The 20504-nt window shown below is 70.0% G+C and carries 18 protein-coding genes; 12 read left to right on the forward strand and 6 right to left on the reverse strand.

Translation table 11 applies throughout. The features are described 5' to 3' along the window. Positions 1-44: 44 nt before the first annotated feature. From AB0F17_RS14420 to AB0F17_RS14450, 7 genes are all read left to right on the forward strand, one after another. On the forward strand, positions 45-641 hold the full coding sequence (locus tag AB0F17_RS14420; protein ID WP_358021660.1) for a nucleotidyltransferase: 597 nt from the start codon (positions 45-47) through the stop codon (positions 639-641). A 100-nt stretch (positions 642-741) separates the two neighbouring features. Beyond that, the gene (locus AB0F17_RS14425; RefSeq protein WP_358021663.1) at positions 742-1791 is read left to right on the forward strand and encodes an acyltransferase; all 1050 of its coding nucleotides are present in this window, start codon (positions 742-744) and stop codon (positions 1789-1791) included. Between the two features lie 55 nt (positions 1792-1846). Next, on the forward strand, positions 1847-2659 hold the full coding sequence (locus AB0F17_RS14430; protein ID WP_358021667.1) for an SAM-dependent methyltransferase: 813 nt from the start codon (positions 1847-1849) through the stop codon (positions 2657-2659). 208 nt (positions 2660-2867) lie between these two features. Next, entirely contained in the window at positions 2868-3881 is a 1014-nt protein-coding gene (locus AB0F17_RS14435; RefSeq protein ID WP_358021670.1) for an EamA family transporter, read from the forward strand. A 168-nt stretch (positions 3882-4049) separates the two neighbouring features. Further along, positions 4050-6230 (forward strand): accessory Sec system translocase SecA2, encoded by a 2181-nt coding sequence (secA2, locus tag AB0F17_RS14440; protein ID WP_358021673.1) that lies wholly within the window; start codon positions 4050-4052, stop codon positions 6228-6230. A gap of 45 nt (positions 6231-6275) precedes the next feature. After that, complete coding sequence (locus AB0F17_RS14445) at positions 6276-6650, forward strand: VOC family protein (protein ID WP_358021676.1); 375 nt, start codon at positions 6276-6278, stop codon at positions 6648-6650. Positions 6651-6851: 201 nt separating this feature from the next. Then, positions 6852-7736: a hypothetical protein gene (locus AB0F17_RS14450; protein ID WP_358021679.1), complete on the forward strand. Its 885-nt coding sequence runs from the start codon at positions 6852-6854 to the stop codon at positions 7734-7736. On the opposite strand, the gene AB0F17_RS14455 is transcribed toward AB0F17_RS14450, so the two are convergent. Then, positions 7645-9006 (reverse strand): FAD-dependent monooxygenase, encoded by a 1362-nt coding sequence (locus tag AB0F17_RS14455; protein WP_358021682.1) that lies wholly within the window; start codon positions 9004-9006, stop codon positions 7645-7647. The genes AB0F17_RS14450 and AB0F17_RS14455 overlap by 92 nt on opposite strands. Before the next feature lie 75 nt (positions 9007-9081). On the opposite strand from AB0F17_RS14455, the gene AB0F17_RS14460 reads away from it, so the two are divergent. Further along, a complete protein-coding gene (locus tag AB0F17_RS14460; protein ID WP_358022352.1) occupies positions 9082-9759 on the forward strand; it encodes a TetR family transcriptional regulator C-terminal domain-containing protein in 678 nt (225 codons plus the stop codon). A 24-nt stretch (positions 9760-9783) separates the two neighbouring features. Here the strand turns inward: AB0F17_RS14460 and AB0F17_RS14465 are convergent, their stop codons facing one another. Next, a complete protein-coding gene (locus AB0F17_RS14465) occupies positions 9784-12585 on the reverse strand; it encodes a hypothetical protein (protein WP_358021685.1) in 2802 nt (933 codons plus the stop codon). A gap of 13 nt (positions 12586-12598) precedes the next feature. Then, on the reverse strand, positions 12599-13177 hold the full coding sequence (locus tag AB0F17_RS14470; protein ID WP_358021688.1) for a GNAT family protein: 579 nt from the start codon (positions 13175-13177) through the stop codon (positions 12599-12601). A 107-nt stretch (positions 13178-13284) separates the two neighbouring features. Between AB0F17_RS14470 and AB0F17_RS14475 the strand changes: the two genes are divergently transcribed. The 3 genes from AB0F17_RS14475 to AB0F17_RS14485 are packed head-to-tail and all read left to right on the forward strand — an operon-like array spanning position 13285 to position 16720. After that, a complete protein-coding gene (locus AB0F17_RS14475) occupies positions 13285-14487 on the forward strand; it encodes an acyl-CoA dehydrogenase family protein (RefSeq protein ID WP_358021691.1) in 1203 nt (400 codons plus the stop codon). Continuing rightward, positions 14484-15644 (forward strand): acyl-CoA dehydrogenase family protein, encoded by a 1161-nt coding sequence (locus AB0F17_RS14480; protein ID WP_358021694.1) that lies wholly within the window; start codon positions 14484-14486, stop codon positions 15642-15644. The genes AB0F17_RS14475 and AB0F17_RS14480 overlap by 4 nt, the downstream gene beginning before the upstream one ends. Further along, positions 15641-16720: an acyl-CoA dehydrogenase family protein gene (locus AB0F17_RS14485; protein ID WP_358021697.1), complete on the forward strand. Its 1080-nt coding sequence runs from the start codon at positions 15641-15643 to the stop codon at positions 16718-16720. Before AB0F17_RS14480 ends, AB0F17_RS14485 begins: the two co-directional genes overlap by 4 nt. Here the strand turns inward: AB0F17_RS14485 and AB0F17_RS14490 are convergent. Then, positions 16664-17269: a TetR/AcrR family transcriptional regulator gene (locus AB0F17_RS14490; RefSeq protein WP_358021700.1), complete on the reverse strand. Its 606-nt coding sequence runs from the start codon at positions 17267-17269 to the stop codon at positions 16664-16666. The genes AB0F17_RS14485 and AB0F17_RS14490 overlap by 57 nt on opposite strands. 170 nt (positions 17270-17439) lie before the next feature. Between AB0F17_RS14490 and AB0F17_RS14495 the strand changes: the two genes are divergently transcribed. Then, the gene (locus AB0F17_RS14495) at positions 17440-18204 is read left to right on the forward strand and encodes a nuclease-related domain-containing protein (RefSeq protein WP_358021703.1); all 765 of its coding nucleotides are present in this window, start codon (positions 17440-17442) and stop codon (positions 18202-18204) included. A 12-nt stretch (positions 18205-18216) separates the two neighbouring features. Here the strand turns inward: AB0F17_RS14495 and AB0F17_RS14500 are convergent, their stop codons facing one another. Together AB0F17_RS14500 and AB0F17_RS14505 are read right to left on the reverse strand one after the other, a co-directional pair. Beyond that, positions 18217-19578, reverse strand: a complete 1362-nt coding sequence (locus AB0F17_RS14500) for a VWA domain-containing protein (protein WP_358021706.1) — start codon at positions 19576-19578, stop codon at positions 18217-18219. Next, positions 19575-20411: a MoxR family ATPase gene (locus AB0F17_RS14505; RefSeq protein ID WP_358021709.1), complete on the reverse strand. Its 837-nt coding sequence runs from the start codon at positions 20409-20411 to the stop codon at positions 19575-19577. Before AB0F17_RS14505 ends, AB0F17_RS14500 begins: the two co-directional genes overlap by 4 nt. Positions 20412-20504: the final 93 nt, after the last annotated feature.

The raw sequence follows: 20504 nt of genomic DNA on the forward strand, positions 1-20504 counted from the left end.
CTGCTCCAGGGCCTACTCGGCGATCGTGCGGGTAGCCAGAGCACATGAGCAGCCATGGTCACGCGGTCACCGATGCCATCCTCGACACACTCAAGCGTGCGAGTTCCGGATTGAAGGACGCCGGGGTGAAGTTCGCCCTGGCGGGCGGGTGCGCCGCTTACGCGAGAGGCGCGGCTCCCTCGTTGCACGACGTCGACTTCGTGTTGACCGAGCACGATGTGCCGGCCGCGCTGGAGGCACTGCGGGGGATCGGCTTCAAGACCGCCAAACCGCCCGAGGACTGGCTGGTCAAGGCGTACGACGAGGACCGGCTGGTCGATCTGATCTTCCGGGTGTCCGGCCAGCAGATCACGGACGAACTGCTCGACCGGGCCGAGCCGATGACGGCGTCGGCGGTCATCGTGCCGGTGCTGGAGGCCACCGACCTGGTGATCTCCTGGCTGCTGCCGCTGTCGGAGCACGCCTGCGACTATGGAGCGCTGCTGCCCCAGGTGCGGGCCCTGCGCGAGCAGGTCAACTGGCCCCGGGTGGCCGCCGTGGTGATCGGATCGCCGTACGCCACCACGTTCCTCACGCTGCTCGAACGCCTGGGCGTACTGGAGGCACCGGTGCGGCCCGAGGGCGACCCGCACTGGCCCTGATCCCCGCTCCATACGATGAGAGCCGCTCTCTCATATAGCGACTGTCAATGGCGCGTCAAGTCGTCTGCGTGACCCTCTTCATGACGAGGGGGGCAGATTCATGCGGAACAGGCTGTACGAACTCGACGGGCTCCGGTTGCTGGCGGCGCTCTGCGTGGTGTTCTTCCACTACACGTTCTCGGGGTGGGCCGGTGGTCACAGCCCGGTCGTCTTCCAGGCCGAGAGCGTCTGGTCCAAGTACGGCTACCTGGGTGTGGACCTGTTCTTCATGATCAGCGGATTCGTGGTGCTGATGAGCGCGTGGGGCAGGAGCCCGCGTGAGTTCGCGGTGTCGAGGGCGATCCGGCTCTACCCGGCGTACTGGGTGGGCATCGCCGTCACCACGCTGGTCACGGTGACGCTGGGCGCCGGGGTCTTCTCCGTCTCCTTCGGGCAGGTGCTGGCCAACCTCACGATGTTCCAGGCGGTGCCGGACGTGGCGAACGTCGACGTCGTTTACTGGACGCTGTGGGCCGAGATGCGGTTCTACCTGCTCATCCTGGTGTTCGCCTGGATCGGGATGACCCGGGGGAGGGTGCTGGCGGGGCTGTGGGCGTGGCTGGGGCTGACGCTCGCGGTCGAGGCGGGGGTGCTGCCGCCGGTGATCGACCTGGTGGTGCAGTCGGAGTTCGCGCACTACTTCATCGCCGGGATGGCGCTGTTCATGCTCTACAAGTTCGGGCCCAGCAAGCAGGTGCTGGTGCTGGTGCCGCTCTGCCTGGGCAACGCCGTCTACCGCGCCATCGGCTACGCGGCGGCGGTGGGGGAGCGCTATTCGGTCGAGTACAGCCCCGTGGTCGTCGCTCTGGTGGTCATGGCGCTCTTCGCGGTCATGACGCTGGTCGCGCTCCGGGTGACGGCGCCGCTGGCCCTGCCGTGGCTGGCGACCGCGGGCGCGCTCACGTACCCGCTGTATCTGCTGCACGCGCACGTCGGTTTCATCGTGTTCGACCGGATCGGCGGGGCGGTCGACAAGTACGTTCTGCTCTTCGGGCTCATCGCGGTGATGTGCGCGGCGGCCTACGCGGTGCACCGTTTCGTCGAACGTCCGCTGGCGCCCGCGCTCAAGCGCCTGATGGCTCCCCGGCGGCAGCCGTCGGTGCTGGTCTGAGGTTTCGGAATGGCCAGGTAGCGGATAACATCCGCGTCACAGAGAAGGGGGACAGGTGAGTCTCGGGTCCGAGTGGGCACCTCCCGGCGTGGACAGCACCACGGCGAGTGTCGCCCGCGTGCACGACGCGCTCCTGGGCGGCACCGAGAACTTCGCCGTGGACCGGGCCATCGCCCGCCGCCTGAAAGAGGCGGTGCCCGAAGTGGTGAACCTCGTCTGGTGCAACCGGGCCTTCATCGGCCGGATCGTCGACTTCCTGGTCCGCGAGGCCGGGATCCGGCAGATCATCGACCTGGGCGCCGGGCTGCCGACGATCGAGAACACCCACGAGGTCGCCCAGTTCGCCGACCCCGACGTGCGGGTCGTGTACGTCGACTGCGATCCCATGGTCGAGCCGCACGCCCGGGCGATCCTGGACGGGAACGAGCTCGCGCTGGCGATCACCGAGGACGCCAGGGACGCGGAGGCGGTGCTGCGGCATCCGAGGGTGACGCGGCTCATCGACTTCTCCCAGCCCGTCGGGCTGATGGCGATCGGGCTGCTGCACCTGTTCTCCGACAAGGAAGACCCGCATGGGCTGGTCAAGCGTTATATGGCCGCGCTGCCGCCCGGGAGTTACCTGGCGGCGTCCAACATGCTGGCCTCGGTCAGCCCGCAGGCGCAGGCGCTGGAGGCCATGCTGCACGTGACGATGGGGACGGGCTACTTCCGGCCGCGGGCGGAGATCGAGCGCTTCTTCGACGGGCTGGCGCTGGAGGAGCCCGGGGTGGTGCACTTTCCGGAGTGGCGGCCTGACGAGCGGTTGCCGGGGCCGTTGGCCACGTGGGAAGAGCTGCTGCTGGGCGGCGTGGCGCGCAAACCCGCCTGAACGCGTGTCTTTGTGCTGAGATTTTTTAGGTGAATCGGGTGGTTCGTCGGCGCTAGGGTGGTCGTCGTGCCGCATCGACTGATCTGTTCTCCTCCGCCCGCCGAGTAGCGGGCGGCTTTTCCCGATTTTTCCGGATCTGACCAGGTCTGGGAGTGGCTGCTGCCCGCCTACGGGCCCTTTCCCACCACTCCATCCGGAGAGATCAGTCATGTCGCACGTCTCCGCGCGGCGGGGCACCTTCTACGTGTCCGTCGCCGCGACCGCCTGGGGCACCGGCGGTGCCGCCGGGTCCCTGCTCTTCCAGTCGGGCGGGCTCGGCTCCGTCGACGTCTCGTTCTGGCGCTACCTTCTGGGCGCCGCCTTCCTGTACGCCACCGCCTGCCTGAGGTCGGCTCTCACGTCCACCACCGTCCGGCCCACGGCAGCCACCAACGACCTCACGTCGTCGGGTGGTGTCGGCGGGGGGTGGCGTCAGCGTTCTCTGCTGGGCCGGGTCGGCAGGGGGCGTGGTTCTCTGTCGGGCCGGGTCGACCGGCGGGTCCTGGTCGTCGGTGTCGGGATGGCCGTCTATCAGACCGCCTACTTCGGCGCGATCGCGCAATCCGGTGTGGCCGTCGCCACGGTGGTCACGATGGGCGCCACGCCGGTGTTCACCGCGCTGGGGAGCCGCTTCCTCCTGCGGGAGCACCTGGGCCGCCCCGCCCTCGCCGCGCTGGCGACGGCGCTGGGCGGCCTGTTCCTCCTCACCGGTGAGAGCGCCGTCTCCGCCGGGGACGTCGGTGCCGGCCGGCCGGCCGGGATCGCGCTGGCTCTGGTGTCCGCGGCCGGGTACGCCGCTGTCACCCTCTACTCGCGCCGCCACCACGACGACCCCCAGCGCACGGCCATGGGCGGGTTCGCCGTCGCGGCCGCCTGCCTGGCTCCGTTCGCCTTGGCGGGCGGGGTGCTGCCGGAAGCCGGAGTGACCCCTGTCGCCCTGCTGCTCTATCTCGGCGCGGTGCCGACCGCGCTCGCCTACGCCCTGTTCTTCCGAGCCCTGACAGCGCTCAACGCCACGACCGTCTCGATCATCTCGCTCGGCGAAGCCGTCGGCGCGGCGGTGCTCGGGGTGGTGCTGTTCGGCGAGCGTCTCGCGCCACTGGCATGGTGCGGGTGCGCGTTGCTGCTGGCGGCTGTGCTGGTGCTGGCCGTACAAGCAGGCCATATGGCCGATAAGGATTAGCGGTCGCGGAGCGGGGTGGCGATTGCGGCCGTCCTATGAGTTAGGGTCCGGTACGGCGATGCTTGCCGTACCGTCGCTCCGCTCCCCGATTGAGCACACTTGACACTAAATGGGAACGGCGCTGACAAAGCATGCGTTGGAGGGATTGTGGCGTCGATTTCCGGAATAGTGAGAAACCTCCTGGATCGTCCGGGCGGGGTGAACCTCGGCCCGTACAAAAAGATCGTCAAGGCGGCGGCCGAACGAGCCGAACGCATTGGCGCTCTCGAGGAGCTGCCCAAGCCGAAAATGGGTGATCTGGCGGAGTTCTGTGCTGTTGCGCGGGAGGCCGCCGACAGGACGCTCGGGCTCAGGCCGTACGACGTGCAGCTTTTGGGCACGCTCGCCCTCCTCGACGGGCAGATCGCCGAGATGGCGACCGGTGAGGGCAAGACGCTGTCGGGAGCGATGGCCGCGGCCGGGTACGCGCTGCAGGGCAAGCGGGTGCACGTGATGTCGGTCAACGACTACCTGGCCAGGCGCGACGCCGAGTGGATGGCACCGTTCTATGAGGCGATGGGTGTCACGGTGGGCTGGATCGACCAGAACTCCACCCCCGACGAGCGGCGCGCGGCCTATGCGAAGGACGTCACGTACGGACCCGTCAGCGAGATGGGCTTCGACGTGCTGCGCGACCGGCTGCGTACCGACGCGGCCGAGATCATCGTGCCCGCGCCCGAGGTGGCGCTGGTCGACGAGGCCGACTCGGTGCTCGTGGACGAGGCGCGGGTGCCGCTGGTCATGGCGGGGGCGGCCGACGAGGGCAGCGCGGTGCCCGAGATGGCGGCGCTGGTCAGGCAGCTGATCCGGGGCTATCACTACGAGATCGACGACCAGGCGCGCAACGTCTACCTGACGACCAAGGGCGCCGACAGCGTCGAGGGCATGCTGGACGTCGAGCTGTACGACGAGAACGAGCCCGGCACCCTGATCGAGCTGAACCTGGCCCTGCACGCCCACGCCCTGCTCACCCGCGACGTGGACTACATCGTGCGCGACGGCAAGGTCCAGCTCATCAACCCGTCGCGCGGCCGGGTGGCCGTACTCCAGCGCTGGCCCGACGGCCTGCAGGCGGCCGTGGAGGCCAAGGAGACGCTGCCGCCCAGCGAGAAGGGCGAGATCCTCGACTCGATCACCGTCCAGGGCTTGATCAAGCGTTATCCGCAGATTTCCGGCATGACCGGCACGGCGGTCGCGGTCAGCGAGCAGCTCGGCGAGTTCTACGGGCTCAAGGTCGCGGTGATCCCGCCCAACCGGCCGTGTGTCCGGAAGGACGCGCCGGACCGTATCTATCCGACCGTTCCGGACAAGGACGCGGCGCTGGTCGAGGAGATCCAGGAGGCGCACGCCACCGGCCGGCCCATCCTCATCGGCACGCTCGACGTGGCCGAGTCGGAGAACCTGGCCAAGCTCCTGCAGCGGCGCGGCATGGAGCCCGTCGTACTCAACGCCAAGAACGACGCGGAAGAGGCCGCGATCATCGCCAAGGCCGGCGAGCGCGCCGCCATCACCGTCTCCACGCAGATGGCCGGCCGCGGCACCGACATCCGCCTCGGCGAGGGCGTCGCCGAACTGGGTGGCCTGTACGTGATCGGCTCGGGCCGCCACGCGAGCAGCCGCCTCGACGACCAGTTGCGCGGGCGCGCGGGCCGTCAGGGCGATCCCGGCGGTTCGGTGTTCTTGGTCAGCATGCGGGATGACCTCATCACCCAGTTCGTCCCCGAGGAGCGGCCGCCCGCGGCCGACGCCGACGGCCTGGTACGCCACCGCCGCGGCGCCTACCTCGTGGGCCACGCCCAGCGGGTCGCCGAGGGCGTGAACCTGGAGATCCACCGCAACACCTGGCGCTACACCCGCCTGCTGGAGCACCAGCGCGAGCTCATCCTGGAGTGGCGCGACAAGGTCCTGCACAGCGACTCGGCGGCCAAGGCGCTGGCCGAGGCCGACCCCGAACGCTGGGATGCGCTGCCGGAGGACACCCGCGACGAGACGGCCAGGCAGATCGTGCTGCACGCGATCGACCGCTGCTGGACCGAGCACCTGGCGTTCCTGACCGACCTGCGCGAAGGCATCCACCTGCGGGCGCTCGGCCGGATGAGCCCGATCGACGAGTTCCACCGGGAGGCCGTGGCGGAGTACAAGGCGCTGCTGGCGGAGGTCGAACGCCGCTCGATGGAGTCGTTCGAGGCGCCGGAGCCCGACCTCAAGCGCCCCACCGCGACCTGGACTTATCTGGTGCAGGACAACCCGTTCGGCACGGAGTGGGACAGGATCCTCAAGCGGGTGACATCCGCCACACGTCGCGGCTAGCCGTACCTGACAGAGGGTGGCAGGTATGCCTGCCACTCTCGAACCATGACAACAACAGCGAAGCTCCTGGCCGTCACCATCGACTGCGCGGAGCCCAAGAAGATGGCCGAGTTCTGGCACCAGGTGACCGGGCTGGACGTCCAGTATTCGGAGGACGAGTACGCCGCGGTGGGCGACGGGACGACGAACATCTACTTCGGCCGTGTCCCCGACCGCAAGCCGGTGGAGTGGCCCAGCGCGGACAAGCAGTTCCATCTCGACTTCCGGGTGCCGGATGTGGAGCGGGCCGTGGAGCAGTACATTGCGCTGGGGGCCACGAAACCCGCGTTCCAGCCCGGGGTGACCGAGGAGAAGGTCGGGTGGATCGTGCTGCAGGATCCGGAGGGGCACGTGTTCTGCGTCTGTCCTGAGCAGTCCTGACTTGTCCCCCGTCAGGTGCCCGCCCTGGCGTGGAAGGGGCGGGCGTAGCTGGATGTTCCTTCATGCGGAAGACCGTGCCGGTACGGCAGGTACGTCCGTTATGAGAGGGATGTTTGGCCTAAAGGATGATTGCAGCACTTAGCTGGCCTCATAAGCTGGTGCAATGCTCTTGGAAGGATCCATGTCCCTGCGTGGGCGACGATGACCTGGGTCGGCCTCGTGATCGCGCTGGCGGGGGCACTCGGATACGCGTTCGGTGCGGCGCTGCAACAGTTCGAGGCCGTAGCGGAGGGCGCCTCCCTCAGACTGGTGAGGCGCCCTCGCTGGTGGATCGGTGGCATCATCGGCTTCACCGGCGCGTGCCTGCACGCCGTGGCGCTGAGCCTGGCGCCGCTGGTCGCCGTGCAGCCGATCAGTGTGGCCACTCTGGTGTTCGCCGTGCCGCTGGCCGCGCTGATGTACGGCCGCCGCCCGTACAAAGCGGAAATATTTGGCTCCATCGCGGTGGCCGTCGGGTTGCTCTGGCTCATGGTGCTGCTCCCGGCGCACAACGTGACGCCGAAACTCGGCGACGGGGCCGCGATCGGGTTCATCGCCGTGATCGGCGTGATCGTCCTCGCCGCCGAACTGATCGCCAACAGGCTGCGCGGACCCGGCAAGGCCCTCGTCCTGTCCGTGGGAGCCGGCGCCGTGACCGCGAGCGTGTCGACGTTCGTCCGGGCGGTCGGGGGTGGCATGCAGGGGGACTGGGGCAGGCTGTTGCACTGGTTCACACTCGCCGTGCCCGTGTTGCTGGTCTGCGCGGTCGTGCTGCTGCAACGCTCGTACGCGGTGGGCTACTTCGGCGTCGCGTACGCGGGCGTGCAGGTCGTGGACCCGATCACCTCGGTACTCGCGGGCGCCATCCTCCTCGGCGAACCCCTCCCGACCAACCCCTCCACCGCGATCCCCGCCGTGCTGGCGGCCGCGCTCACCATCGGCGGCACGATCACACTCAGCCGGTTGTCCCCTGATCACTCCCATCCTGTGCCGGTGGACGCCACCCGAGAATCTCGTTCATTGACCGCAACATCAGATCTGGTGTGAGCCGCGAAGCCACCGCCACCCCCACATTCCGCAGCCCGACGGCCACTGGGTTGCGCAGCTTGGTCACCTTGCAGACGGTCATCGCCATACGCACTATGCCGGCGGTCCGCTCCAGCCGCGCCGCCGTATAGGCAGCAAGCCCGTCTCTCACGTCGACGCGCCCACCTGTCAGCCACGCAGTTGCCGGCCCCCTGACCACCGGACCCTCACCTGCCGAACCTCCGGCTACCGGTCCCTCGCCTGACCGGTCCCCGCCTGTGAGATCCCCATCCAGGGGACTGCCAACTGGGGAAGCCGCACCGGCGTTGAGATCGCCTCGGGCCCGGAACTCGCCTCCGACCGTGAGCTCCCCGTCGGCGGCGAGGGCGAGGATGATGGCGTCCTCGATGGCCTGGCAGGCGCCCTGGCCGAGGTTCGGGGTCATGGGGTGGGCCGCGTCCCCGATGAGCGCCACCCGGCCTCGGTGCATGGCGGGCAGCGGGGTGTCGAAGTAGTAGAGGTCGTTGCGGAGGATCCGCGCGTTGTCCGACGCGCGGATCAACGCGGGGATCGGATCGTGCCAGCCGTCGAACCTGCGCAACAGCTCCTCCCGCTCGTCCGCGTGTACGGCTCCGGCGGGCGACAGGTCGGTCGCGTAGTAGTAGACGAGTTCGCCGGTCAACTGATGAGCCCCGAACAAAAGCCCCTTGCCCCACGTCTCCGTGCTCTGGATCTCCCGATCGAGCGCGGGCGCCAGCCCCCGCCAGGCGGTGACCCCCGAGTACACGGGACCGGGGTGCTCGGGGAACAGCGCGGTGCGCGTCGCCGAGTGGATGCCGTCGGCCGCCACGATCAGATCGGCCTCCATGTCGCCATCGCCAGTACGGACGACGCCCCTGTCGGCGTCCACGCCGGTGACGGTGGTGTTCAAGCGCAGCTGCTCGTGGCCCAGACCCTCCACGAGCACATCCACGAGGTCGGCGCGGAGCAGGATGACGACCGAGTCGCCGTACAGCTTCTGGGCCTTGTCCTCGGTGGTGTGTGTCAGCCAGCGCCCGTTCTGATGCCGTACACCCACCTGACCCTGAATCCTGGACAGCTTGCGCACGCGGTCGCCCAGGCCGATCACGTCGAGTGCCTTCAACGCGTTGGCGGCGACGGCCACGCCCGACCCGACAGGCTCCAGCTTGGGCGCGCGTTCGAGCACGATCACGTCCCAGCCCTTGCGACGTAACGCGATCCCCGCCGTCAGCCCGCCGATGCCGCCACCGATCACCACAGCTCTGGCCATGCCTACCTCCCCAACTACGCCTGTAGTTTCACCTTACTACGCCTGTAGTTCGCCCCCACTACCGGTGTAGTCTTGATGTTCGTGAAGCGCTCTGAGACCGTCGCGGACACGGCGATCACCCTGCTGGCGGAGCGTGGCATGCGCGGGCTCACCCACCGAGCCGTCGACGAGGCCGCCGGCCTCCCACCCGGATCGACCTCCAACCTGGCCCGCACCCGCGCGGCACTCCTGGAACTGACGCTTTCCCGCCTCACGGATCTGGAGGAACAGGCCTTGGCCTCGGCCTACCGATTCCAGGGCTCGACCACCCCGGCCTGGCCGGCCGACGCGTTCCGGGGGACTGGTCCGTCTGACGGGGCGGCTGAAGCGTTCCGGGGGACTGGTCCGTCTGACGGGGCGGCTGAAGCGATTCTGGAGTCCGATTTGCCGGGGCTGGTGGCTGAGGCGCTGCACGTTCAGCTTGCCGATCGTAGGCGCACTCTGGCCCGGTACGAGCTGGCGCTGGAGGCGACCCGGCGGCCGGAGTTGCGCAAGATCTACGACGAGGCGGGGCGGCGCTTCCGTGATCCCGTCGTCGGGTTGCTGACCGCGCTCGGGTCGCCGGATCCGGTGCGGCATGGGCGGCAGTTGGTGGCGTTCGGCGAGGGCATCATGTTCGACTCCATCGCGGGGGCAGGTGAAGCGCCCTCCCTCGACGATCTGCGGGAGGCCGTACGGGAACTCCTGCGGGGGATGCTGGGGTCGGGCGTCTGAGCGCGCTTCGCGGGACCCGCATGCTCAGCACGCCGGTCGATAAGGCACCTCGGACAGGTACTGGTTCCAGTCCGGCTGTGAGAGCCCGCCGTACCGGCCGCAGATCGACGCCGCCGAGCGGGCCGGGTCGGGTGGTGGTGTCGCGTGGGCGAGGTCGATGGTGAGGACCGTGCCGTGGTCGGCCAGTACGCGGAGCCAGCGCCCGTCCGGGGCGAGGGCGGCCTGGGCGGGGCGGTCGGTGCCGGTGGCGGGCACCTGGCGGTCCGTGAGACGGGTGCCGTCCGCGACGCGCCAGACCCGAACGCGGTCGCTGTCCGTGCTGGCCAGCAGTTGACCGTCGGTGCTGAAGCGGAGGTGGCCGGGCGACGGCCGGAGCCGCGCGGGGAGCACGGGTACGCCGTTCAGTGCGTAGATCTGCACCCCGGTCTCCTCGGCGATCGCCACCCGCTCACCCTCGGGACTGAACACCGCGTACTCCCACGGCATCCTGTCCAGCCACGGCGCCGGGGTGCGGGCGCCCGTGGACAGGCGTACGACCTCCGAACGCGTCCCCGCGAACACCAGCGCCACCCTGTCACGCGGCCCCACCACCACATATTGGCCGACGAACGCGGCTCGGCCGGTCCGCAGGTTCCAGGCCCAGCGCTCGCCCGACTGGCGGGCCGCGGCGAACAGCAGCCCGCCCCCCGGACTGAACCAGGCCGACTGCTGCCCCGGCGCGCCCAGCCCTCGGCCGAAGGGCGGTCCCACGCCTGCGCCCGAGGCCGTGTTCCACAGGTACGACCGGTCGACGCCGACGAGCGCCAGCGTCCGGCCGTCGGGGGACCAGGCCATCGCCCGTACGCTCTGGGCGGGACCGGCGGTCGTGGCCAGTTGCCTGCCGGAAAGGGTGTCGTACACCCGGAGTGTCCCGTCGGTCAGCGCGGCCAGCCGGGTGCCGTCGTCGCTGAGGGCGTCGAGCGAGCGGGCGCCGCCGTCCGGGGCGGCGAACACGTCCACCGCCGGATCGGCCGCCGAGTCCGCCAGCGCGGCACGGGCCTCCGCGACCGGGGCCAGGCGCCACGCGGCCAGGCTCAGCCTGCGCGCCGTCACGGGGTCGGCCGCCCGCAGCGCCCGCGCCCTGGACGCCGCCACCCTGGCCATGGCCTGGTCGAGCTTCCCGTCGGCCGTGCCGTTCTGCCAGACGGCGACGACGATCGCCGCCAAGACCGCGACGAGTGTCACCGAGGCCAGGACCGCCATGGCCCGGCGCCGGCCGCGAGCCCGGCCGCGCACCAGTGCGCGTCCGCCGTCCAGGAACGCCTGCTCCGCGGCGCTCAGCGTCACCCGCCGCCGCCCGCTCGCCGCCCACGCCAGCGCCCTGTCCAGCTCGTCCTCCTGGAACAGGTCGGCCTCCCGCCGCCCGCCCGTCTCCCACCGCCGCGCGGCCCTGGTCAGGTCCCGGTGTACGGCGAGACCGTCGCGTTCGGCGTCGAGCCACTCGTGCAGGCGCGGCCAGGCCCGCAGGAGCGCCGCATGGGCGATGATCACGCCGTCTCCGGGAGGGCCGCTCTGGTCGGTCGGCTCTGGCGCGGGTGTCTGGCGAGGGCCGGAGGAGTTCGGGCCGTGGCCAGGCGCGATGGAGGTCGGGTGGGGGCCGGATGAGTTCTGCGCGGCCAGGCTCGGGTGCGGGGCGGGTGCGGTCAGGCTCGGGTGCGGGGCAGGCGCGGACAGGGTCGGGTGGAGGGTGGGTGCGCTGGGGCGGTGGTTCGGTGCGGTGGGGGAGTTCGGGTCGTGGGTCTGGGTGATCAGGCCCGCTTCGGTGTACGCCTTGAGGACGTGGTCCAGGGCGGCCTGTTCCGGAGGGCGGCCGGTGACCAGTTCGGTACGGGTGGCGCGGCGGCGGGTGTCGGTGCCGTCGGGGGCCATTCCGACCAGGCGCAGGAACACCTCCGGCACCAGGTCCTGGTCCGCCCGGCCGAGCTGGAGATAGAGGCTCTCCGCCCGCGTGCCCAGCGGCGGGTCGTCCACAGGCTCCGGCGGAAGCAGACGCCCCTGCTGGGACTGCGGCACGTCGAGCAGGGACAGCAGCAGCTGATGCGCCCTCGGCCGCCGGTCCGGGTCCCGGCGGAGCGCCGCCAGCACGAGCTCCCGAAGCGGCCGATCAAGCCGATCGAGCAGCCGACCGGACTGATCAACCGGTCGCCCCCGAACAGGGGACCGAGGCGGCTCGTCCCGCGACCGGTCCGCCACGGGCGCCTGGTCCCGCGGCTGGTCCGCCAAGGGCGCCTGGTCCCGCGACCGGTCCGCCACGGGCGCCTGGTCGGGTAATCGGTCCTGCCCGTCGGGCGGTAACGCGCCGGAGGGGCCATAAGCCGCGAACACCAGCAGCCTGCCCCAGTCCCGCACATCCCCCGGCGCCCCGCTTCCATCACCCCCGAGGCCGAGCCCGACCAGCCGCGGCCCCTCAGCCCCCAGCACGACCCGGTCCGGCGTGAGCCCCCCGTGCACCGTCCCAGCCTCATGGATCGCCGCCAGCGCGGTAGCCGTGGCCGCCGCCAGCCGGTACAGGTCGTCCCCTTCGTACGGCCCGCGCCGCCCGACCACCTCCCCCAGCGTCGGCCCGGGGACGTACTCGCTGACCAGATACGGCACATCCCCGTCGAGACAGGCGTCCACCACCCGCGCGACAGACCGCGCCCGCACCTGCATGGCCGCCTTGACCTGGTGCGGAGGCCGAGAAGGGAGGAGGGTGAGCGCATACCGAGTGCCCGACTCGTCATAAGCGTCATGGACGGCGCCGCCGAGCCGGGAGCCTAACCAGTAGCCCCCCAGCCGGTCAGTCATGCGGCCCTTTCGGCTAACGATTCAGGCGAGCTCGGTGGTCTGGCCACTCCTCTTCGAGGATGCCGAAATAGACCGTGTCGCGCCAGGTGCCGTCCGGCCTCCTGCGCTGGCGCCGCAGTGTGCCCTCATGCACCCCACCGATGCGCTTGATGGCGTTCTGCGACCGCTCGTTCAGCACGTCGGTCTTGAGCATGACGCGGTTGTAGCCCAGCTTGTCGAAGGCGTGGTCGATAAGCAACAGCTTGCAGGAGGTGTTGACCGCCGTACGCCAGACCGCCCGGCCGTACCAGGTCCAGCCGATCTCGACACTCTTCTCGAACCCGGGCACGTCGCTGTACGTCGTCCAGCCGACGGCCCGCCCCGACGACCTGTGCACGACCGCGAAAGGGACGTGCTTGCCGTCCGTGAGGAGGCCGTGGGCGATCTCCGCCAGCTCCGGCTCGGCACGTGGCGGCGGGACGGGCAGCCAGCGCCAGACCTCCTCGTCCCCGCCTCCGGCGCGGAACAGGTCGGGGATGTGCTCCATGGTGAGCGGCTCAAGGCGGACGACGTCGTTCTCGAGCACCACAGGAGAGGGCAGGTTCGCGGTCATGGCGGTCACCCTAAAACAGGAATCGGACGACCCTTATGGCCACCTGACCGGTTTTACCGGCGACCACCTGTCGACACTCATACCGGCCGGTCGGTAGGGTCACGGGTATGGACTTCGCCTTCGACACCGTCACCGAGGACCTGCGCGAGCGCCTGCTGCGCTTCATGGACGAATGCGTCTACCCGGCCGAGGCCGCCTTCGAGGAGCAGGCGGCGACCAGCGGATGGAGTTCGCCGCCCCTGGTCGCCGACCTGAAGGACGAGGCCAGAAAGCGCGGCCTGTGGAACCTGTTCCTGCCGGGAGACCACGGCGCGGGGCTGACGAACCTGCAGTACGCGCCGCTGGCGGAGATCATGGGCCGCAGCCCGAGCCTCGCGCCCGTGGCCACCAACTGCGCCGCGCCGGACACCGGCAACATGGAGGTCCTCTCCATGTTCGGCAACGAGTGGCAGCGCAAGGAGTGGCTGCAGCCGCTGCTCGACGGGGAGATCCGCTCGGCGTTCGCGATGACCGAGCCCGACGTGGCCTCCTCCGACGCGACGAACATCGCCACCTCCATCGCCCGCGACGGCAACGAGTACGTCATCAACGGCCGCAAGTGGTTCATCTCCGGTGCGATGAACCCCGACTGCAAGATCTTCATCCTCATGGGCAAGACCAACCCCGACGCGCCGAAGCACCGCCAGCAGAGCATGGTGCTGGTGCCGCGTGACACGCCCGGTATGCAGATCAAGCGCGGCATGCACGTGTTCGGCTACAGCGACGCCGACCACGGCGGCCACGCCGAGATCGTGTTCGAGGACGTACGGGTGCCGGTCGACAACCTGATCGGCGAGGAGGGCGGCGGCTTCGCGATCGCCCAGGCCAGGCTAGGGCCGGGCCGCATCCACCACTGCATGCGGCTGATCGGCATGGCCGAGCGCGCCGTCGAGCTGATGTGCCGCCGCGCGCTGGAGCGTACGACGTTCGGCAAGCCCGTCGCGCAGCAGGGCGTCATCCAGGAGTGGATCGCCGAGTCCCGCATCCGGATCGAGCAACTGCGGCTGCTCGTCCTCAAGACGGCCTGGCTCATGGACACCGCCGGCAACCAGGGCGCCCACACCGAGATCCAGGCCATCAAGATCTCCACCCCGATCACCGTGGAATGGATCCTGGACAAGGCCATCCAGGTACACGGCGCGGGCGGGGTCTCGCAGGACTTCCCCCTGGCGGCGCTCTGGGCGGGAGCCAGATCGCTGCGCCTGGCCGACGGTCCCGACGAGGTGCACAAGCGCTCACTCGCCTACCGCGAACTGAAGAGGTACATGTGAACGAGGCGGACATCAAGCACCGCATAGCCGCCTTCCGCGGCGCGAACGACCCAGAGAACCGGCTGGAGTTCCTGCGGGCCAGGTTCGACGCCGGGCTGGCGTGGGTGTGGTTCCCCGAGGGGCTCGGCGGGCTGGGCGTCTCGCGGGAGCTGCAGCAGGTCGTCGAGCGGGAGCTGGCCGGCACGCCGCAGCTCAACACCGGCGTGCAGGGCATCGGCCTGGGCATGGCGGCGCCGACGATCCTGGCGTTCGGCACGGACGAGCAGCGGCGCCGCTTCCTGCAGCCGCTGTGGACGGGCGAGGAGATCTGGTGCCAGCTCTTCAGCGAGCCGGGCGCGGGGTCCGACCTGGCGACGCTGGCCACGAGGGCGGTCAGGGACGGCGACGAATGGGTCGTCGACGGCCAGAAGGTATGGACGTCCGGCGCGCACCACTCCCGGTGGGCGATCCTCGTCACCCGTACCGACCCGGACGTGCCCAAGCACCGCGGCATGACGTACTTCATCTGCGACATGCACGCGCCGGGCGTCGAGGTGCGCCCGCTGCGGCAGATCACCGGGGAGGCCGAGTTCAACGAGGTGTTCCTCACCGGCGTGCGGCTCTCCGACGACCTGCGGCTCGGTGAGGTCGGCGACGGCTGGCGCGTCGCCCAGACCACGCTGATGAACGAGCGCGTCGCGATCGGCGGCGCCCCCGTACGGCGCGGCGGCGGCATGATCGGCCCCGTGCTCGACACCTGGCGCGAGCACCCCGAGCTGCGCACGCACGACCTGCACCAGCGGCTGCTGTCGCTGTGGGTGGAGTCGGAGGTGACCCGCCTTTCCGGGGTACGGCTGCGCGAGCAGCTCGTCGCGGGGCAACCCGGGCCGGAGGGGTCGGGCATGAAGCTGTCGTTCGCCAAGCTGAACCAGGCGCTGTCGGGCCTCGACGTCGAGCTCAAGCGCGACCTCGGCTACGACGACTGGACCTTCCGCCGCTCGGAGGACGTCGACTTCTACGGGCGTGGCGCCGGCTACCGCTACCTGCGCGCCAAGGGCAACTCGATCGAGGGCGGCACCTCGGAGATCCTGCGCAACATCATCTCCGAACGGGTGCTCGGCCTGCCCTCCGAACCCCGCGTCGACAAGGACGTCCCTTGGAAGGACCTGCCCCGATGACCCTGCTGTACTCGGAGGTCGAGGAGGAGCTGCGCGCCGCCGTGCGCGGCCTGCTCGCCGACCGCTGCCCGCCCGCCGCGGTGCTCAAGCGGGTGGAGTCCGACCCCTACGACCTCGACCTGTGGAAGACGCTCGCCGGGGAGATCGGCGTGGCGGGCCTGCTCATTCCCGAGCAGTACGGAGGCGCGGGCGCCTCGGCCCGCGAGGCCGGTGTCGTGCTGGAGGAGCTCGGCCGGGGCGTCACGCCGGTCCCGTTCTTCACCAGTGCCGTCCTGGCCACCCACGCGCTGCTGGCGACGGGCTCGGCCGACCTGCTGGGCGAGCTGGCCGAGGGCCGGACGACCGCGGCCCTGGTGGTGTCGTTCGCCGCCTCGCCGTACCGGCCGTGGCGGGGTTCGTCGGTGAATCTGGCGGGCGGGACGCTGTCCGGGACCGTGTCCGCGGTCGCGGGGGCGGAGGTGGCCGACGTGCTGCTGGTGCCGGTCGGCGGGGAGCTGTACGCGGTCGAGGCCGCGGACGCCGCCGTCGAGGTCGTGTCGTCGCTGGATCTGACCCGTCCGGTCGCCACGGTCCGGTTCTCGGGGGCGCCCGCGCGGTTGCTGGGGCCGTGCGATCCGGCCGAAGTGCTGCGGTTCGGTGCGGGTCTGCTCGCCTCCGAGCAGCTCGGGGTGGCGGAGTGGTGTCTGGACACGACGCTCGCGTACGTGAAGGAGCGGCACCAGTTCGCCCGCCCGGTCGGCTCGTTCCAGGCCATCAAGCACCGGCTGGCGGATCTCTGGCTCGACGTGGTCAGGGCGAGGGCCGCCGCCCGTGCCGCCGCCGGTGACGACTCGGCCGTGACGGTCGCCGTGGCCCAGGCGTGGAACGCGGGTGTCGCCGTACACGCGGCCGAAGAGGCCCTGCAGTTGCATGGCGGGATCGGGATGACGTGGGAGCACCCCCTGCATCTCTACCTCAAGCGCGCCAAAGCCTGCGAGACGGCGCTCGGCACACCCGGAGACCACCGGGAGGCGCTGGCCTCACTCGCCGACGTGCCCGGCCCCGAGGGAGGTCACCCCGAGAGAGGTCAGCAGTAGGTCGGCGAAGTGCTTGCCCACCTGGGCGCCGGTCAGCGGTCCGTTCGTGTGGTACCAGGTGCCCAGGTGGTGCACCGAGCCGAAGAAGTAGTCGACGACGAGCTCGGCCGGGACGCGTTCGCTGAACACCCCCTCGCGCTGGCCCTCGATCACCAGGTCGCGGAAGCGCTCGTGGTAGCGGCGGCGCTCGGCCCGTACGGTCTTGCGGGTCTCTGGCGCGAGCAGGTGCATCGAACGGAAGAAGATCTTGGAGTCGTCGAGGTTCGCGGTGGTGGTCTCGATGACGTCGGCCGCCGCCGCGTGCAGCCGCTCGGCGACCGTGCCGGGGCCGTCGGCGATCTCGGTCAGGCGCTCCATCTGCATGCGCAGCACGCGGCCGTAGATCTCATGCAGCAGATCATCCTTGGAGTCGAAATAGTGGTACATGGCGCCTTTGGTGACGCCGGCGGCCAGTACGATCTCCTGCACGGAGGCGCCCTCAAAGCCCCGCTCCGCGAAAAGCCGGGTCGCTTCGCCCAGCAGCCTCCTGCGTACCGGTTCGTCCTTCACATGCCACAGCATACCGACTGGTCGGTTGATGACGTTCCGACAGGTGCTATTTCCGTCACCTTAGGGTCCCCTTGCTTCTGGTGGGGTCGGATGGGGTATTAATGAACACGGCGAGGATCTTCGGCGTGGCAGATCCTGATGGTTGCAGCGACTCATTGGGGGAGTTTGCCGTGCCTGGTGGCTCTATCTACGTGCAGCAGGACGAGAAGTTCACTGGGGCCTCGCCTCAGTGGTACTACGAGAAGTTCTGGCGCGAGGACGCCAACAACCGCAAGCGATCAAGAATGATCAAGGCGGCCGTTGGCTTCGCGGCGGGCATCGGCCTGGCGCTCCGCTTCGACCTGGGGCTCACCGCCTTCTACGGCGTCGCGTTCGCGGGCCTCGTAGCCGGCATCGACTGGTATGTCGCCTGGCGCTCCTTCCGCCTGACCGCGGTCTGGCGGGGCCGGCGGCGCGGCGAGGTGATCACCGCCCGGATGCTCCGCCGCTCGCTCGGCAAGCACGGCTACAGCGTCCTCGACGGCCGGGCCATCAGGGACCAGGCGTCCATCGACCACCTCGTGATCGGCCCCGGCGGTGTGTGGGTCATCGACAACGAGTCGTGGAGCCCCGACACCGAGATCGCCACCTACTGCGAGCGGCTCTTCTTCGGCGAGAAGTACGGCAGCAAGGTGGCCAAGTCCCTGGTCGAGACGTCCAACGCCTTCGCCGAGTTGCTGACCCGCGAGACCGGGATCCCGGTGACGATCACCCCGCTGCTCGCCGTGCACTGCGGCCTGCTGCCGCGCGGCGGCCAGGTCACCGCCGAGGGCCTCACGCTGCTCAAGCCGAGCCTGGCGGCCAAGCGCATCAAGGCGACCGCCGGAGAGGTGCTCGACGAGCAGCAGATCGAGCTGCTCACCCGCACCGCCGCTCGGGAGCTCCAGCGCGCCTGACCCGGCGAGCTCCTAAGCGAGATCCTGGATGAACGCGGTGAGCTGCGCGACGTTGCGGCACTCGTACATCGGCACGACCGCGTCGTAGTCGGTGGCGATGGAGTCGCCCGTGTCCCACTGCTGCCGGGGCTCCGGGTTCAGCCAGTAGGCGTGCCGGGCCTTGGCCGCCAGGGCGCGCAGGGTGTCGACGGCGGCCGGCTGGTAGTTGGAACGGGCGTCGCCGAGGATCAGCAGCGACGTCTTGGAGCCGATCGCGTCGCCGTAGCGCTCGGCGAACCGCTCGAAGGAATGGCCGTAGTTCGTCCGCCCGAAGCGCACCATGTCCGCCTCGTTGGCCAGCCGGGTCATCGCCTCCACCACGTCCGCGCCGGGGACGAAGAAGCGGGTGATCTCGTCGACCGTGTCCACGAACCCGAACGCCCGTACCTTGGTGAACTGCTCCCTCAGCGCGTACGTGAGCAGCAGCGTGAAGTGCGCGAACGACGAGACCGAGTCGCTGGTGTCGCAGAGGATCACCAGCTCGGGCTTGTGCGGCCGGGGCGGCTTGAAATGCGTGGTCAGCGGGACGCCGCCGCTCTGCAGCGAGGCCCGCATGGTGCGGCGGAAGTCGAGACGGCCGCGCTTGCCCTTCCGATGCTTGATCGTCAGCCTGGCCGCCAGGCGCCTGGCCAGCGGGTAGACCTCTCGCCGCAGCCTGGCCAGGTCCGCCTTGGTGATGCGGAGGAAGTCGAGCTGGTCGAGCGGGGGGCGGACGGCCGAGCGGGCGATGCGCTCGACGCCGGAGTCCTCGGCGATGCGGCGGCGCACGTCGGTGGCGACCGCGTCCTCGAAGCGCTTGATGCCGGTGTTCACCCGCTGCCGCGCGGTCTTCTCGGCTAGCCCGCCGCGCTCCTGACCGGCCAGGACCTCCTGGAGGATCCGCGCCATCAGCGTCTCGGGGGACAGCGCGCGCATGACGCTGTAGGAGAACCAGTTCTGGCGGCCGGGACCCGCCGGCTGCCGGCCGAACCGCCCGACCATGGCCCTGGCGAACTCCCGCATCTCGGCCTCACTGCCACCGGTGAGCAGCCGGGCCAGGCGCTCGCGCAGTTCGCTGACCTCGGCCGTGTCCTCATTTATCGTGCTTACTTGGTAAAGGCCGGTCGTCGAGGACGGGAACCACAGGTCGAACAGCATGTCGAACCCGGGCCGGTACCCCGGCTTCTTGACCAGCGTCGCCGCGTAGGCGGCGCGCAGCGACTCGCGCTCGGTCAGGTCGATCACCCGCAGCGCCCGCACCGCGTCGAGCCCTTCGGCCAGCGACACGGGCAGCCCCGCCTCCCGCAGCGCGTGCACGAACCCGACATGCCTGTCGACCAGCGACGTGTCACTCATGAGGGCAGCCCGAGCTCCTTGACCGCGCGAGCGTGGTCGGAGGCGTGCTTGAGCACCACGCCCAGCGTGCCCGCCACCGTCGCCTCGTCCAGCTCGTCGCGCCCCAGGGCGAGCAGGGTGTTCGCCCAGTCGACCGTCTCCGCCACCGACGGCGCCTTCTTCAGCTCCAGGGACCGCAGCGTGGCGACGGTCCTGGCCAGTTGCTCGGCCAGGTCCGCGCGGATCGTCGGCACCTGGCTGAGCACGATGTCGCGCTCGCGTTCCGGCGTCGGGTACTCGATGTGCAGGTAGAGACAGCGCCGCTTGAGCGCCTCGGACAGCTCGCGGGTCGCGTTGGAGGTCAGCACGACGTACGGCTTGCGCACCGCGCTGATGGTGCCCAGCTCGGGGATCGTCACCTGAAAGTCCGACAGGAGCTCCAGCAGCAGCCCCTCGACCTCCACATCCGCCTTGTCCGTCTCGTCGATGAGCAGCACGGTCGGCACCCCGGCCCGGATCGCCTTGAGCAGCGGCCGCTCCAGCAGGAACTCCTCGCTGAAGATGTCGTCATCGGCGCTGGTGGCCTGGATGCGCAGGAGCTGCTTCTTGTAGTTCCACTCGTACAGGGCCCTGGCCTCGTCGAGCCCCTCGTAGCACTGCAACCTGATCAGCTCGGAGCCGGTGGCCAGCGCCACGGCCTTGGCCAGCTGTGTCTTGCCCACCCCCGCGGGGCCTTCGACCAGCAGCGGCTTGCCGAGGGCGGCGGCGAGGAACACCGAGGTGGAGATGGCGTCGTCGGAGAGATAGTCAACGGCGGCGAGCCGCTCGGTCACGGCGGCGGGCGAGTCGAACATCGATGCTCCTGTCTGAATGCCGAACTTTATTCTAGCGGCTGGCGGGCAGGTGATACCGATTCGACCAGGATGCGGAGTGCCGGTATATTCCTC

Origin of the sequence: Nonomuraea sp. NPDC026600 (assembly GCF_040638335.1) — a bacterium.
In the GTDB taxonomy this organism is placed as follows: domain Bacteria; phylum Actinomycetota; class Actinomycetes; order Streptosporangiales; family Streptosporangiaceae; genus Nonomuraea.

Coding starts and splice junctions, on each gene's coding strand:
- AB0F17_RS14425 (WP_358021663.1), top strand. CDS start 742: ATGCGGAACAGGCTGTACGAACTCGACGGGCTCCGGTTGCTGGCGGCG.
- AB0F17_RS14445 (WP_358021676.1), top strand. CDS start 6,276: ATGACAACAACAGCGAAGCTCCTGGCCGTCACCATCGACTGCGCGGAG.
- AB0F17_RS14450 (WP_358021679.1), top strand. CDS start 6,852: ATGACCTGGGTCGGCCTCGTGATCGCGCTGGCGGGGGCACTCGGATAC.
- AB0F17_RS14475 (WP_358021691.1), top strand. CDS start 13,285: ATGGACTTCGCCTTCGACACCGTCACCGAGGACCTGCGCGAGCGCCTG.
- AB0F17_RS14455 (WP_358021682.1), bottom strand. CDS start 9,006: ATGGCCAGAGCTGTGGTGATCGGTGGCGGCATCGGCGGGCTGACGGCG.
- AB0F17_RS14470 (WP_358021688.1), bottom strand. CDS start 13,177: ATGACCGCGAACCTGCCCTCTCCTGTGGTGCTCGAGAACGACGTCGTC.
- AB0F17_RS14500 (WP_358021706.1), bottom strand. CDS start 19,578: ATGAGTGACACGTCGCTGGTCGACAGGCATGTCGGGTTCGTGCACGCG.
- AB0F17_RS14435 (WP_358021670.1), top strand. CDS start 2,868: ATGTCGCACGTCTCCGCGCGGCGGGGCACCTTCTACGTGTCCGTCGCC.
- AB0F17_RS14420 (WP_358021660.1), top strand. CDS start 45: ATGAGCAGCCATGGTCACGCGGTCACCGATGCCATCCTCGACACACTC.
- AB0F17_RS14505 (WP_358021709.1), bottom strand. CDS start 20,411: ATGTTCGACTCGCCCGCCGCCGTGACCGAGCGGCTCGCCGCCGTTGAC.
- AB0F17_RS14485 (WP_358021697.1), top strand. CDS start 15,641: ATGACCCTGCTGTACTCGGAGGTCGAGGAGGAGCTGCGCGCCGCCGTG.
- AB0F17_RS14465 (WP_358021685.1), bottom strand. CDS start 12,585: ATGACTGACCGGCTGGGGGGCTACTGGTTAGGCTCCCGGCTCGGCGGC.
- AB0F17_RS14460 (WP_358022352.1), top strand. CDS start 9,082: ATGTTCGTGAAGCGCTCTGAGACCGTCGCGGACACGGCGATCACCCTG.